12 protein-coding genes are annotated in these 14048 nt (G+C 29.8%); 4 read left to right on the forward strand and 8 right to left on the reverse strand.

The annotated features are described in order from the left end of the window. The first annotated feature begins 38 nt into the window (after positions 1 to 38). Entirely contained in the window at positions 39 to 1814 is a 1776-nt protein-coding gene (locus FBF11_RS00690) for an AAA family ATPase (protein WP_002874272.1), read from the forward strand. Further along, positions 1807 to 3138 carry an McrC family protein gene (locus FBF11_RS00695; protein ID WP_002858668.1) on the forward strand — a complete coding sequence of 444 codons (1332 nt, stop codon included), beginning with the start codon at positions 1807 to 1809 and terminating at the stop codon, positions 3136 to 3138. Before FBF11_RS00690 ends, FBF11_RS00695 begins: the two co-directional genes overlap by 8 nt. On the opposite strand, the gene FBF11_RS00700 is transcribed toward FBF11_RS00695, so the two are convergent. Genes FBF11_RS00700 through FBF11_RS00710 form a run of 3 tightly spaced genes read right to left on the reverse strand, consistent with a single transcriptional unit; the run spans position 3127 to position 5680 of the window. After that, complete coding sequence (locus tag FBF11_RS00700) at positions 3127 to 3930, reverse strand: metal ABC transporter permease (RefSeq protein WP_002857348.1); 804 nt, start codon at positions 3928 to 3930, stop codon at positions 3127 to 3129. The two genes, FBF11_RS00695 and FBF11_RS00700, sit on opposite strands and share 12 nt — an antisense overlap. Beyond that, complete coding sequence (locus tag FBF11_RS00705; RefSeq protein ID WP_002865867.1) at positions 3923 to 4777, reverse strand: metal ABC transporter ATP-binding protein; 855 nt, start codon at positions 4775 to 4777, stop codon at positions 3923 to 3925. The genes FBF11_RS00700 and FBF11_RS00705 overlap by 8 nt, the downstream gene beginning before the upstream one ends. Before the next feature lie 12 nt (positions 4778 to 4789). Then, the gene (locus FBF11_RS00710; protein ID WP_002868389.1) at positions 4790 to 5680 is read right to left on the reverse strand and encodes a zinc ABC transporter substrate-binding protein; all 891 of its coding nucleotides are present in this window, start codon (positions 5678 to 5680) and stop codon (positions 4790 to 4792) included. Between the two features lie 198 nt (positions 5681 to 5878). Here FBF11_RS00710 and FBF11_RS00715 point away from each other — a divergent pair, with 198 nt between their 5' ends. Then, positions 5879 to 7858 (forward strand): methyl-accepting chemotaxis protein, encoded by a 1980-nt coding sequence (locus FBF11_RS00715; protein WP_002851724.1) that lies wholly within the window; start codon positions 5879 to 5881, stop codon positions 7856 to 7858. Positions 7859 to 7992: 134 nt separating this feature from the next. Then, on the forward strand, positions 7993 to 9774 hold the full coding sequence (locus FBF11_RS00720; protein WP_002851929.1) for a PhoX family phosphatase: 1782 nt from the start codon (positions 7993 to 7995) through the stop codon (positions 9772 to 9774). 37 nt (positions 9775 to 9811) lie between these two features. Here the strand turns inward: FBF11_RS00720 and trxB are convergent, their stop codons facing one another. From trxB to FBF11_RS00745, 5 genes are all read right to left on the reverse strand, one after another. Continuing rightward, positions 9812 to 10750, reverse strand: coding sequence for a thioredoxin-disulfide reductase (gene trxB / locus FBF11_RS00725; RefSeq protein WP_002851648.1), 939 nt, complete (start codon positions 10748 to 10750; stop codon positions 9812 to 9814). Between the two features lie 133 nt (positions 10751 to 10883). Beyond that, positions 10884 to 11198 carry a thioredoxin gene (gene trxA / locus FBF11_RS00730; RefSeq protein ID WP_002851800.1) on the reverse strand — a complete coding sequence of 105 codons (315 nt, stop codon included), beginning with the start codon at positions 11196 to 11198 and terminating at the stop codon, positions 10884 to 10886. Between the two features lie 56 nt (positions 11199 to 11254). After that, positions 11255 to 11593, reverse strand: coding sequence for a YraN family protein (locus FBF11_RS00735; protein ID WP_002851874.1), 339 nt, complete (start codon positions 11591 to 11593; stop codon positions 11255 to 11257). Beyond that, positions 11593 to 12840: a homoserine dehydrogenase gene (locus FBF11_RS00740; RefSeq protein WP_002851705.1), complete on the reverse strand. Its 1248-nt coding sequence runs from the start codon at positions 12838 to 12840 to the stop codon at positions 11593 to 11595. Before FBF11_RS00740 ends, FBF11_RS00735 begins: the two co-directional genes overlap by 1 nt. Positions 12841 to 12843: 3 nt before the next feature. Next, entirely contained in the window at positions 12844 to 14046 is a 1203-nt protein-coding gene (locus FBF11_RS00745; protein ID WP_002851675.1) for an LL-diaminopimelate aminotransferase, read from the reverse strand. Positions 14047 to 14048: the final 2 nt, after the last annotated feature.

Genomic DNA, 14048 nt, shown 5'->3' on the forward strand with positions numbered 1-14048 from the left:
TATAATTAAAATAAAAACAAAAAATCAAAAGGCATGCAATGCTAGAAAATAAATGTGATTGGAAAATAAGTAAGGCAGATCAAAATGGTAATGTGTATTATTATTTTCCAAAAGATGAAGATGAATTTAAAGAAGCAGTTGTAAAAAATGGCGGTATGAGTGTGTATGTTTATCAAGAAGGTAAATTTATAGATGAATTTCACACAAAAAGTCAAGGTGATAAATGGACTTCTTCTATTCTTAATTATTTAAAAACTATGAGTAAAGATGGAGAAATATTTTATAGATATTATAAAAATTGCAAATTTTTTGCTATACCAAAAAATACATTTTCTAAAGATGATTTTAAAATTATAAAGGATAATATAAATAATAATATATCCTTAAACCAAATTCTTTATGGGTCTCCAGGGACAGGAAAAACTTATCATACTATAGATAAGGCTTTGGAAATCTTGGGTGAAAATTTAGAAAGTAGAGATGAGAAAAAAGCTAAATTTGATGAGTATGTAAAAAATGGACAAATAGTATTTACTACTTTTCATCAAAGCTACGGATATGAAGAATTTGTAGAAGGTATAAAGCCTAGTTTAAATAGTGATGAAAATTCGCAAATTAATTATAAGGTTAAAGATGGAATTTTTAAAGAGCTTTGCAAGAAAGCTTTGGAGAATAGAGATGACATAGAAAGTTTTAATTTTTATATAAATGACTTGAAAGAAAAAACAAAAGAAGATGCCAATAATCCTGAAAAATATTTTCAATTGCCAAATACAAAATATTCTATTCAATATAGAGGTGGAAAAACATTTAGAATTAAATTTGATGATATGAGCAAAAATCATAAAGACTATCCAGTAAGTATAGATAATATAGAAAAATTATATAAAACTTCTAATATAGATGAAATATATAATTCAGCATATGTTAAAGCTATCTTAAACTATTTGAAATCACAAGGTTTAAAAGATTATAAAGAAAAAGATGAAAAAATAAATTTACCTTATATAATCATTATAGATGAAATCAATCGTGGTAATGTAAGTAAGATTTTTGGTGAGCTTATAACCTTGATAGAGCCTAGTAAGAGATTAGGAAATGAAGAAGCATTAGAATTAACTTTGCCTTATAGTGGTGAAAAATTCGGAGTGCCTAAAAATGTTTATATCATAGGCACTATGAATACAGCCGATAGAAGCATAACTTCTCTTGATACAGCTTTAAGAAGAAGATTTGAATTTGTTGAGATGATGCCTAATTCTGATTTACTTAATAATGTTTTTATTTGTAAAGATGTAGAAAATCCAAATGAAGACGAAGATTATTTAGGAGATGATGCTAAAACAGAGGGTTATGCAGAGATACTTCAAAATATTTTAATAAGTATAAATAAAAGAATTGAATTTTTATTAGATAGAGAAAAAACTATAGGGCATGCATTTTTTATGAGTGAAGCTGTTAAATTTAATAAAAATAATTGGATTAAGCCAGATGAATATGAAGAAGATTGGTATGTTTTAAGTATCTCAAAGTTAAAAAAAGTTTTTCAAAACAAAATTATCCCGCTTTTGCAAGAGTATTTTTATAATGATTATGCTTTGATTAATGCGGTTTTAAATGATAATGGTATGATTTTTGAAGATAAAAAAGACGATAAATATCTTCAAAAAATAAAAAATCTAGATAGTGTTAATAGCGAGAGAAGTATTTATAATATTGCTTCATTTGATGATAAAATTTGGGATAAAATAGAAATATATCAAGCAATTTATAATGATGAAATAGCAAATAAATTAAAAAACGAAAATGAATAGTATTTTTTCCATCATCGAATACCAAGCTTTTTCTAAAGAAGATTTAAAAGAAATTTTCAAAGAAAAGGCCGAAGGGTTTTATAAAGAGCTAGAAGACTTTGCAAAAAATAATGAAAATCTTCTAGGCTTTAAAAACAAAAATTCCTTAAAAGCTAAAAATTATGTCGGCATTATACAGACTAAAAGCGGGGTTTTGGAGATTTTGCCAAAATGCACGAATTTAGATAGTTATAAAAAAGAAGATAGTTCTTCAAATCATGACAAAGAAAAACTAAGAAGATGTTATGAATTAGACAATATTTCTAAAAATAATGATTTTTATGAAAAAGATTTTAAATTTAATCCTAAAAATCTTTTGATAAATATGCTAAAAACCTTAAAAAACTCCCCCTTTAAAAAATCGCAAATTTCATCTTTGCAAAGTTCTAAAATTCCTTTATTTGAAGTGTTTATCACTATGTTTTTAGATGAATTTGATAGCGTATATAAAAAAGGCTTGATGAGATCTTATCTAAGTTGCGAAGAAAATAGGGCTTTTTTAAAGGGAAAATTACTATTTAACGAGCATATCAAGCGAAATTTGATACACAAAGAAAGATTTTTTACAAGCAATGATGAGTTTGTTTTAGATATAGCACCCAATCGTTTGATAAAATCAACGCTAAATTTTTTAAAATCAAAAACAAGTTTGAATAAATTTAGACTTATAAAATCTATGCAAATTCTCGATGAGGTAGAATTTTCTAAAAATTATGAAAAAGATTTTAGTTATAAAATTTCAAGACATTTTGATTATTATGAAAACTTGCTTTTGTGGTGTAAAATTTTCTTAAAAAATGAAAGTTTTATGCCTTATCATGGTAAAAATGAAGCTTTTGCTTTGCTTTTTCCTATGGAGAAAATTTTTGAAGATTATGTAGCTTATATGCTAAAAAAAGTAAATCCAGCTCAAGATATTAAAGTTCAAAACAATGGAAAGTATTTAATCTCAAAAAATGATGAAAATTGTTTCATGTTAAAGCCTGATTTATATATAGAAAATAAAATGATCCTAGATACCAAATGGAAAATTCCAAATGATAGTGAAGATGAGAAAAAACAGGGTATAGAACAAAGCGATTTGTATCAAATGTTTGCTTATGCTTGCAAATTTAAAATTTATGATATTAAACTTGTGTATCCTTTATGTGAAAAAACTCAAGATTTACAAAGAAAAATCGCAGAAAAATTTTTTGTTTTTAAGGCAAGCGAACATTTGTATTTTAAAGAACAAGGGCAAAAAGATATAAAAGTGCAAGTGTGTTTTGCACCTTTACCTTTTTAAAAATTTGCCTATCAAATGCATTAAAAAACCAAAACAAGCTACAGCTATGATACAAGCACCGCTTGAGAGGTTAAGATAATAGCTAAGTATAAGTCCTAAAACACAAAAAATCATACTTAAAAAACTTGCTAAAACCATGATAAAGCCAAGTTTTTTGGTGAAATTTTCAGCAATAAAGCTTGGGATACTAAGTAAAGCCATAACCAAAATAAGCCCTACAAGGCGTATAGAAATAACTATACAAAAAGCCATAAGGGCGATTAAAAGATAATGAAAAAAACTTGTATTGATACCACGAACTTTTGCAAATTCCGCATCAAAGCTTAATGCTTCAAATTGTCTATAAAATAAAAAGATCAAAAGCACCACCACGCTATCAACCAAAGCCATAAGCCATAAATCTTGCGTCCCTACAGCTAAAATGCTCCCAAAAAGATAAGCCATTAAATCTGTGTTATAACTAGGGCTTAAATCGATTAAAATAATCCCAACAGCCATTCCAAAAGCCCAGATTACAGCGATAATACTATCACTTCTGTGTTCATAGCGTTTAGCTAAAAAAGCTACTAAAAAAGCCAAAAATAAAGTAAATATTCCCGTGCTTAATAAAATAGGCAAAGAGAAATAAAAAGCTATACCTATACCACCAAAAGCCCCATGTGTTATACCTCCAGCCATAGAAAAAAGGCGATTTATCATCACCAAAGTACCTATGATCCCACAAGCTATACTGACTAAAATCGCTCCTAGTAAAGCGTTTTGAAAAAAGGTGAAATTTAAAATTTCAAGCATTATTTTCCTTTGAAAATTTTAAACAAAAATTTTCTTTTTTAAATTCTGTTTTTTTCAAATTTCTTCTTGTAAATTCTTGTTCGCATAGTTTTTTGCTATCGCAATTTTTTTCATCGCAAAAACAAGTATTTAAACTCATTTCTACATCACAAAAATGAGAGTGATTTTCGTATAAATGTTTTAAAAATGAACTTTTTTCTTTTTCTTTAGTGTTAGTATGCAAGAAAAGTTCTTTGTTTAAATGTGCAATTTTATCGCTATAAGCTAATACAAGGTTGATATCGTGACAAATGAGTAAAATTCCCATGCCTTTTTGGTGCAAAGAGCTTAGAAGTTCAAAAATTTGTATAGCAGACTTGTTATCAACGCTTGCGGTAGGTTCATCTAAAATAAGCATTTTGCATTCACTAGCTAAGGCTCTTGCGATAAAAACACGTTGCCTTTGTCCTCCACTTAGAGAATCAATGGTTTTGTTCCAAAATTTTTCCATTCCTACACTTTTTAAAGCTTGCATAGCTTTTTCTTTATCTTTTTTCCCATAAAAACCAAAAATTTTTTTACTTACAAGTCCCATAAGAACGATTTCAAGTACTCTTGGACAAAAATTAGGATTGGCTAGAGTGTGTTGAGGAACATAGCCTATTTCTTTTTTTTGAAGAGCTTTGAAATGGATTTCATTTTTGGATTTTAAAAGTCCTAAGATAAGTTTTACGAGTGTTGATTTTCCTGCGCCATTTGGACCTATGATAGAGAGAAAGTCTTTATTGTCATAGCTAAGATTGATGTTTTTTAAGATGATTTCATTATTATAAGCGTAGTTTAGATTAGAAATTTCAAAAAAAAGCATCAAAAAACCTGATTATAAATTATGAGAAAAGGCATCAGCAGTTTTTAAAAGCTCATTTTCCCAATCATAAGATAAATGATCTATTTTGTAAATTTTTGCATCACATTCTTTAGCAAGTGTTTTTGCTGCATTTTCAGGGAAACCATTTTGAACAAAAATGACTTTTAAATTTTTATTTTTCATTAGAGTGATAAGTTTTTGCAAATCTTTGCTTTTTGGTTCCTTGCCTAAAATTTCTACAGGAATTTGCGTAAGATTATAGCGTTTTGCAAAATATGTCCAAGAAGGATGATAAACTACAAATTCTCTATTTTTTAATTTTTCTAATTTTGAGGCAATTTGTAAATTTAAACTATCTAATTCTGCTAAAAATTTATCTAAATTTTCTTTATATAAATTTTCATTTTGTGGATATTTTTGAATTAAGGTGTCATAAATATTTAAAGCCATAGTTTGGACTAAAATAGGATCTAGCCAAGTATGAGGATCAAAATGCTCATGTTCGTGGTGTTCATGCTCATGAGAGTGTTCGTGTGTATCATGAGTTTGAATCAAAGCTATGTTTTTTTGCATATTTACAACTTGAAGTTTTGGAAAATTTTGTTTAAATTTATCCGTAAAAACTTTTTCAAATTCTAAGCCTATAGTGAAATAAATATCACTTTTTTCAAGTTTTTTCATAGTACTTGGTTTAAATTCAAAATTATGCTCATTGCTATTTGGGGGCAAAATAACATTGATATCTAGAGTATTTGCAGCTATTTTTTTAACAAAAAATGCTTGAGGTGCTATACTGACACTAACTAAATTGCTACTAGTATTTTGTTCTTGCTCTAAATTTTTAGCTTGTGTGAAAGTATAAAATATCCCTAAAGATAAGATAAATAATATAATTTTTTTCAAAATATTTCCTTTCGATATAAATTTTTTAAATTATAACGATATTAAGCTTAATACATAGAATTTTCGAAGCGATATTTATTTAAATAAAATTTTTTATTACTTTTATATTTAAGTAAAAATCTAGATTTTTTAATTTATAATTCTAAAACTTTATGTAGATATCTCTATAAAATAATATTAGAAAGGAGCGCTTAAATTATGAAAAGCGTAAAATTGAAGGTTTCATTGATTGCAAATTTAATCGCAGTAGTGTGTTTGATAATTTTAGGTGTTGTAACATTTATGTTTGTAAAGCAAGCAATTTTTCATGAAGTTGTAAAAGCTGAAACAAACTATGTTAAAACAGCGAAAAATTCTATGGAGTCTTTTAAGGCAAGAAATTCTTTAGCTCTTGAAAGTTTAGCTAAAAGTATTTTAAAGCATCCTGTAGAACAGTTGGATAACCAAGATGCTTTAATGCATTATGTTGGAAAAGATTTAAAGAATTTTAGAGATGCTGGAAGATTCTTAGCAGTTTATATTGCTCAACCAAATGGCGAACTTGTTGTAAGCGATCCAGACTCTGATGCTAAAAATTTAGATTTTGGAACTTATGGAAAAGCTGATAATTATGATGCTAGAACAAGAGAGTATTATATAGAAGCAGTTAAAACAAATAAACTTTATATTACCCCATCTTATATTGATGTAACTACAAATTTACCTTGCTTTACATATTCTATTCCGCTTTATAAAGATGGTAAATTTATAGGGGTTTTGGCTGTAGATATTCTTGCGGCAGATTTGCAAGCTGAATTTGAAAATTTACCAGGTAGAACTTTTGTATTTGATGAAGAAAATAAAGTATTTGTTTCTACAGACAAAGCTCTTTTACAAAAAGGTTATGATATTAGTGCAATTGCAAATCTTGCTAAAACTAAAGAGGATCTTGAACCTTTTGAGTATACTAGACCAAAAGATGGTAATGAAAGATTTGCTGTATGCACAAAGGTTTCTGGAATTTATACTGCTTGCGTTGGAGAGCCAATAGAACAAATAGAAGCTCCAGTTTATAAAATTGCATTTATACAAACTGCGATTGTTATTTTTACAAGTATTATTAGCGTCATCCTCCTTTATTTCATCGTATCAAAATACCTCTCCCCACTTGCAGCTATCCAAACAGGTTTAACTTCATTCTTTGATTTTATCAACTATAAAACAAAAAATGTTTCTACTATAGAAGTAAAAAGCAATGATGAATTTGGACAAATCTCAAATGCTATCAATGAAAACATTCTTGCTACTAAAAGAGGCTTAGAACAAGACAATCAAGCCGTTAAAGAATCAGTTCAAACCGTATCAGTTGTAGAAGGTGGTAATTTAACAGCAAGAATTACTGCTAATCCAAGAAACCCACAGCTTATTGAACTTAAAAATGTTCTAAATAAACTTCTTGATGTTTTACAAGCTAGAGTAGGTTCTGATATGAATGCTATTCATAAAATTTTTGAAGAATACAAAAGCTTAGACTTTAGAAATAAATTAGAAAATGCTAGCGGTAGTGTAGAATTAACTACTAATGCTTTAGGTGATGAAATAGTTAAAATGCTAAAACAAAGTTCAGACTTTGCTAATGCTTTAGCTAATGAAAGTGGAAAATTACAAACTGCTGTTCAAAGCTTAACCACTTCTTCAAATTCTCAAGCTCAATCTTTAGAAGAAACTGCAGCAGCTTTAGAAGAGATCACTTCTTCTATGCAAAATGTTTCAGTTAAAACTAGTGATGTTATCACTCAATCTGAAGAGATTAAAAATGTTACAGGTATTATAGGTGATATTGCAGATCAAATCAATCTTCTAGCTTTAAATGCAGCTATTGAAGCAGCTCGTGCTGGAGAACATGGTAGAGGCTTTGCAGTGGTAGCTGATGAAGTTAGAAAGTTAGCTGAAAGAACTCAAAAGTCTTTATCAGAAATTGAAGCTAATACTAATTTACTTGTTCAATCTATCAATGATATGGCAGAAAGTATTAAAGAACAAACTGCAGGTATCACTCAAATCAATGATAGCGTAGCTCAAATTGATCAAACTACTAAAGATAATGTTGAAATTGCTAATGAATCAGCTATTATTTCTAGTACAGTAAGTGATATAGCTAATAATATCTTAGAAGATGTTAAGAAGAAGAGGTTTTAATTAGTCATTTATACCTAGTGAAAAACTAGGTATAAATTTTTTCTTCAATTTAAATTTTTCATCAAAGTTTCTAAAAAGTTTCCAAATATTTTTATACTTCCATTGTTTTAAATTTCAATATGGGGTAAAAACAAATGGAAAGAAGATTGTTTTTAAAAGGTTCAGCTTTAGGTTCTATGGTGGCTTTTTTTGCAAGTTCAAATTTAAGTGCTGCTATGCTTAAGGATAAGGATTTGCTAGGTTTTAAAGCTGTTAGTGCAAGCACACAAGATAAAGTTATAGTACCACAAGGTTATGAAGCAAAGGTTTTAATTTCTTGGGGTGATCCACTTTTTAGTAAAGCAAAACCTTATGATGAAAATAAAATCATCGACATGAATGCAGTTAAAAATGCTCATTTGGTTTTTGGAGATGACAATGATGGTATGAGTTTTTTTCCACTTTCAAAAAACAGAGGAATTTTAGCCGTTAATAATGAATATATAAATCCTGAAATCATGTTTAATCATCATGGTAAAAATTTAAGCAAAGAAGATATTTTATATGAGCAAGCCAGTGTGGGTGTGAGTATCTTAGAAATCGAAAAAAAAGGTGATGATTGGACTGTGGTTTTAGACTCTAAGTATAACCGCAGAATCGATGCAAACACTAAAATGCAAGTAAGTGGAGCAGCTAAAAAAGAAGTTTTAAAAAATGAAAAATTTGTTCATGGAACTTTTGCAAATTGTGCAAATGGACAAACACCTTGGGGAACTTATATCACCTGTGAAGAAAATTTTGATGATTTTTTTGGAAGTTTAGATGAAAATCTAGAATTTAATGACTCTCTTAAACGCTATGGATTTAACAAAACTAGTCTTTATGGATGGGAAAAATTTGATGAAAGATTTGATTTAGCTAAAAATATGGATGAAGCCAATCGTTTTGGTTGGATAGTGGAAATCAATCCTTTTGATGCACAAAGCACACCTGTTAAAAGAACTTCTTTAGGGCGTTTTAAACATGAAAATGCAGAAATTATCGTAGAAAAAGATGGTTCTGTTATAGTTTATATGGGTGATGATGAGATGAATGAATTTATTTATAAATTTGTTAGCAAACATAAATACAAAAAAGGTGCTGATACAAGTAAAATTTTAGATGAAGGTATTTTGTATGTAGGACAGTTTAACGGCAATGTGGGAGATTTTAAAGGACAGGGAAAATGGATAGCTTTAGAATATGGCAAAAACAGCTTAAATGAAAAAAATGGTTTTAAGTCTCAAGCTCAAGTACTCATCAATACGCGTCTTGCTGCAAGTATTGTAGGTGCAACTCCTATGGATAGATGTGAATGGATAGCAAGCCATAAACAAAGTGGTTCTAAAGAAGTATTTGCAACACTAACGAACAACAAAAATCGCCAAGAACCTAATGCAGCAAATCCAAGGACTAAAAATGTTTATGGACAAATTTTAAAATGGATGCCAAAAAATTCTCATAAAGACGATGATTTTACTTGGGAAATTTTTGCTCTTGCTGGAAATCCTGATAACCAACAAGGCTTATATAAAGGCTCAAATAATATTACAAGTGAAAATAAATTTAATTCTCCTGATGGACTTAAATTTGATAGAGATGGAAGACTTTGGATACAAACAGATGGATCTTATTCTAATAAAGATGAATACGAAAGTATGGGAAATAACTGCATGCTAGCAGCAAATCCAAAAACAGGGGAAATTAGACGCTTTTTAACAGGGCCTATTGCTTGTGAATTAACAGGGATTGCTTTTAGTGAGGATTATACTACAATGTTTGTAGGCATACAACATCCAGGAGAAGGTTTGAAAGGTAGTACTTTTCCTTATGGAAAAACACCAAGATCAAGTGTAATGATGATAAGAAAACTTGATGGTGGAGTGATAGGAAGCTAAATAAAAATAAAGTTGCTTTTAGCAACTTTATAAAATCTTAATGCAAGCTTTCTATATAAGCCATAGCACTTAATGCAGCTACAGCTCCATCACCTGCAGCACAAATAACTTGCTTAGGCGCATCTTTTCTAAGGTCCCCTGCGGCAAAAAGTCCAGCAACGCTAGTTTGCATTTTAAGATCAACACTTACTTGCCCACCTTCTTCCATATTGCATAAAAACTTACTATCGTCTTGTTTTAAAATTTCATTTCTTACGTTAAGACCAACAAAAGTAAAAATTCCTGGAACATTTAAATCTCTAATACTACCATCTTTTAATTTTACTTTTACTCCAGCAACACCCATTTTATCGCCATATACTTCATCTACACTTGCGCTAGTAATGAGTTCTATTTTTTCGTTTTTCTTAACTTTTTCTACTGTAGATGGAGCTGCTCTAAACTCATCTCTGCGGTGGATAAGATAAATCTTAGAACAAATATTTGCTAGATATAAAGCTTCTTCTAAAGCCGTATCTCCACCACCTAAAACTGCAACTTCTTTATTTTTATAAAAAAATCCATCACAAGTTGCACAAGTGCTTACACCTTTTCCAAAAAATTCATCTTCGCCCTTAAAACCTGCTTTTTTTGGAGCTGAGCCTGTACAAACTATCACAGCTTTAGCAAGTTCTGTTTTACCACCTTCTAATTTGATGGTAAAACTTCCATCACTATTTTTTAAAATTTGTTCTACTCCAACCATTTCATGTTTTAAACCAAAACGCATACATTGTTCACTCCAAGGAGCCATAAAAGAAATTCCATCCATAACTTGGGCTACACCTGGATAATTTTCTATCTCAGAACTTGAGGTAATTTGTCCACCAGGCATACCTTTTTCAAACATTACTACATTTTTAAGGCCACCTCTAGTTGCATAAAGTCCGGCACTAAGTCCAGCAGGACCTCCACCTATGATTGCTACATCTAACATTTATATTTCCTTTATATTGAATTTTATTATTAATAATGATATAAAAATTATTCTTAATAGTAGTTAATAAAAATTATTATTTAGTATAAATTTGAAATTTTTAAGAAGAAGGCTAGTTATACTAGCCTTTAGTTTATAGTAAAGAGTTTAATTTATCGCTAATTGCTTGTTTAGATTGTGCACCAACGAGTTGATCTACAACTTCACCATTTTTAAAGAAAATAAGCGTAGGAATAGAGCGAACACCAAATTCAGCTGCTAAATCACCTTGTTCATCTGTATTTACTTTGCAAATTTTAGCTTTACCATCGAAGTCATTTGAAAGTTCATCAATAACTGGAGCAAGCATTCTACAAGGTCCGCACCATGGAGCCCAAAAATCAACTAAAGCTACACCTTCTTTTGCTTGAGCAAAATTATCACTTGTTAATTCAATATATTTTCCCATAATTTTTCCTTTCTTTAATTTTTGTCTAATTGTATTTTATTTTTTTAAATATCAGCTTAAAAACTTATATTTTCGCAAAATTGTATCACATCATTTTTAATGCAAATCAGATCAATCTGAAAATCCGATGAAATTCCATTTTTAAGATGATAAAATTCTATAGTTTTTAAAATTTTTTCAAGTTTTTTTCTATCCAAACGCTCGGAAACTTCATAATCATTTTGAGTAAATTTAACCTCTATAAAATGTAAAATTTCATCTTTTTTGGCTATTATATCGATTTCTCCAAATTTAGAATGGAAATTTCTTTTTAAAATTTCAAAGCCTTGTTTTTTTAAAAATTTACAAGCCTTATCTTCCCCTAAAATTCCATCTAAATAAGCTTTTACACCCATTATTCTATACGCATCATAAAAGGCTTGGTTTTTATAAAATCTTGTTTGCGTAAAATTTCAAGCAAATTTTGTATGCTTTTTTCATAAGTTAAATGTGTAGTAAAAAACAAAGTACTGTAATTTTCATCATTTTTTTTAGGTTTTTGTAAAAAACTATCGATAGAAATATTATTTTCACTCATCAATTGTGTGATTTTAGATAAAATCCCTATTTTATCTTCAACTTTCACCCTTAAATAATATTTTGTATAAATTTCATCTTTGCTTAAAAGCTTGTATTCTAAAGTATTCACAAAACCAAGCATTGGTGCTTTTACCTGATCTCTTGCTATATCCATAAGATCTGAAATCACAGCACTTGCAGTGGCCTCTCCTCCTGCTCCTGCTCCATAATACAAACTTTCACCCAACAAATCTCCATTAATGCTTATAGCATTCATCACTCCATCAACTTTTGCAAGCATTTTTTCTTTATCTATCATAGTAGGATGCACCCTTAATTCTACTTTATTTTCACGCACCTTAGCTATACCTAAAAGTTTTATGGTAAATTCAAACTCATTAGCAAAATACATATCTTCAGGTGCAATTTCACTAATACCCTCGATCAAAATATCTTCAGGTTTAGCTTTAAGATTATAAGCGATACTTGATAAAACAAGCAGTTTATGTGCTGCATCTTGCCCTTCTATGTCAAAAGTTGGATCAGCCTCTGCATAACCTAAATTTTGAGCTATTTGCAAAGCTTGTTTAAAACTCATATTTTTTTGACTCATAGAACTTAAAATATAATTACTCGTACCATTTAAAATCCCTTTTATAGCCAAAATATTATTTGCACTTAAACCTTCTTTTAAAACCTTGATAATAGGAATTCCTCCAGCCACACTTGCTTCATAACCAAAAGCTAAATTTTTAGCCAAATTTTCAAGTTCATAACGATGATAAGCAAGCATAGCTTTATTTGCAGTAACAACAGCTTTTTTCTTTTTTAAAATTTCACTCACTATTTTAAAAGCTTCATCCACCCCACCCATTAATTCTACAAAAACATCTACATCAGCATTTAAAATTTCTGCAACGCTATGAGTAATTGGAATTAAAGCATTTTTTTTAGGACTTCTAGCAAGAGCGATCACAGGAGTTATGCTTTGCCCACATCTTGCACGAATGAGTTTATCATTTTCTAAAAGAAATTTAACCACCGCACTTCCAACAGTGCCATAACCAAGAATCGCTACTTTCATAACTTACTCTTTTAAATATTTTTTGATATTACGTGCAGCTTGGCGTATGCGATTTTCATTTTCAATTAAAGCAATTCTTACATACTCATCACCTGCTTCGCCAAAACCTACCCCAGGACTTACTGCAACACTAGCACGCTGTAAAAGTTGCTTTGAAAATTCTAAACTTTTTAAATGTCTTTTGCTTTCAGGGAGTTTTGCCCAAACAAACATACTTGCTCTTGGTTTTTGAAGTTTCCAGCCTGCATTTTCAAAAGCTTCAAGTAAAATGTGCATTCTTTTATCATAAGTTGCACGGATTTCATCTACACAAGTTTGATCTCCATCTAAAGCTATGGTAGCTGCTACTTGAATAGGTGTGTACATACCATAATCAAACCAAGATTTTATTTTTTTAAGCGCACTGACTAAGCGTTTATTTCCTACTACAAAACCCACGCGCCAGCCTGCCATATTGTAAGATTTTGAAAGAGTGTAAGTTTCTACCGCTACATCTTTTGCGCCTTCAATTTCCAAAATAGAAGGAGTTTTATAGTCATCATAAGTTAAATCTGCATAAGCAATATCTGAAATAATATAAAATCTTTCTTTTTTTGCCGTTGCTATCAATCTTTCATAAAAACTTTTCTCACAAGTTACTGTTGTTGGATTATGCGGGAAATTAACAACGACATATTTTGGACACGGGATGCTTTCATTTAAAGTTTTATGTAAATTTTCAAAAAATTGATTTTCATCAAGCTCAAATTTTTCATTATAAGCTAAAGGCATTTTTGCTACATTACCTCCTGCTATAATAAAAGCTTGAGTATGTATAGGATAAGCAGGAGTTGGCACAATAGCAACATCTCCAGGATTTATAATCGCTCTTGCAAGATTTACAAAACCCTCTTTTGAACCCATAGTAGCTACAACTTCATTTTCAGGATCTAGGTTGACATTATATTTTCTTTTATACCAATTACAAATTGCTAAGCGAAGTTTATAAATCCCCATGGATGTAGAATATCCCGAGGTTTTATCTTTGTTAGCACTTTCACAAAGTTTATCTATAATGTGTTGTGGAGTTTTACCATTGGGATTTCCCATTGAAAAGTCGATGATATCCTCTCCAGCACGTCTTGCTGCCATTTTTATCGCATTTACTTCTGCGAAAACATAATTTGGAAGTCTTTCTATGGTATTAAAACGGATTTCATCAAACATTT

The sequence above is a fragment of the Campylobacter sp. CFSAN093224 genome, from assembly GCF_012897395.1.
Taxonomy (GTDB): Bacteria; Campylobacterota; Campylobacteria; order Campylobacterales; family Campylobacteraceae; genus Campylobacter_D; species Campylobacter_D jejuni.

Bases quoted from the DNA above. Each gene is read 5' to 3' on its own strand.
- FBF11_RS00705 (WP_002865867.1), bottom strand. From the start codon at position 4,777: ATGCTTTTTTTTGAAATTTCTAATCTAAACTACGCTTATAATAATGAA.
- FBF11_RS00740 (WP_002851705.1), bottom strand. From the start codon at position 12,840: ATGAAAGTAGCGATTCTTGGTTATGGCACTGTTGGAAGTGCGGTGGTT.
- FBF11_RS00700 (WP_002857348.1), bottom strand. From the start codon at position 3,930: ATGCTTGAAATTTTAAATTTCACCTTTTTTCAAAACGCTTTACTAGGA.
- FBF11_RS00720 (WP_002851929.1), top strand. From the start codon at position 7,993: ATGGAAAGAAGATTGTTTTTAAAAGGTTCAGCTTTAGGTTCTATGGTG.
- trxB (WP_002851648.1), bottom strand. From the start codon at position 10,750: ATGTTAGATGTAGCAATCATAGGTGGAGGTCCTGCTGGACTTAGTGCC.
- FBF11_RS00745 (WP_002851675.1), bottom strand. From the start codon at position 14,046: ATGTTTGATGAAATCCGTTTTAATACCATAGAAAGACTTCCAAATTAT.
- FBF11_RS00690 (WP_002874272.1), top strand. From the start codon at position 39: ATGCTAGAAAATAAATGTGATTGGAAAATAAGTAAGGCAGATCAAAAT.
- FBF11_RS00715 (WP_002851724.1), top strand. From the start codon at position 5,879: ATGAAAAGCGTAAAATTGAAGGTTTCATTGATTGCAAATTTAATCGCA.
- FBF11_RS00735 (WP_002851874.1), bottom strand. From the start codon at position 11,593: ATGGGTGTAAAAGCTTATTTAGATGGAATTTTAGGGGAAGATAAGGCT.
- FBF11_RS00695 (WP_002858668.1), top strand. From the start codon at position 1,807: ATGAATAGTATTTTTTCCATCATCGAATACCAAGCTTTTTCTAAAGAA.
- trxA (WP_002851800.1), bottom strand. From the start codon at position 11,198: ATGGGAAAATATATTGAATTAACAAGTGATAATTTTGCTCAAGCAAAA.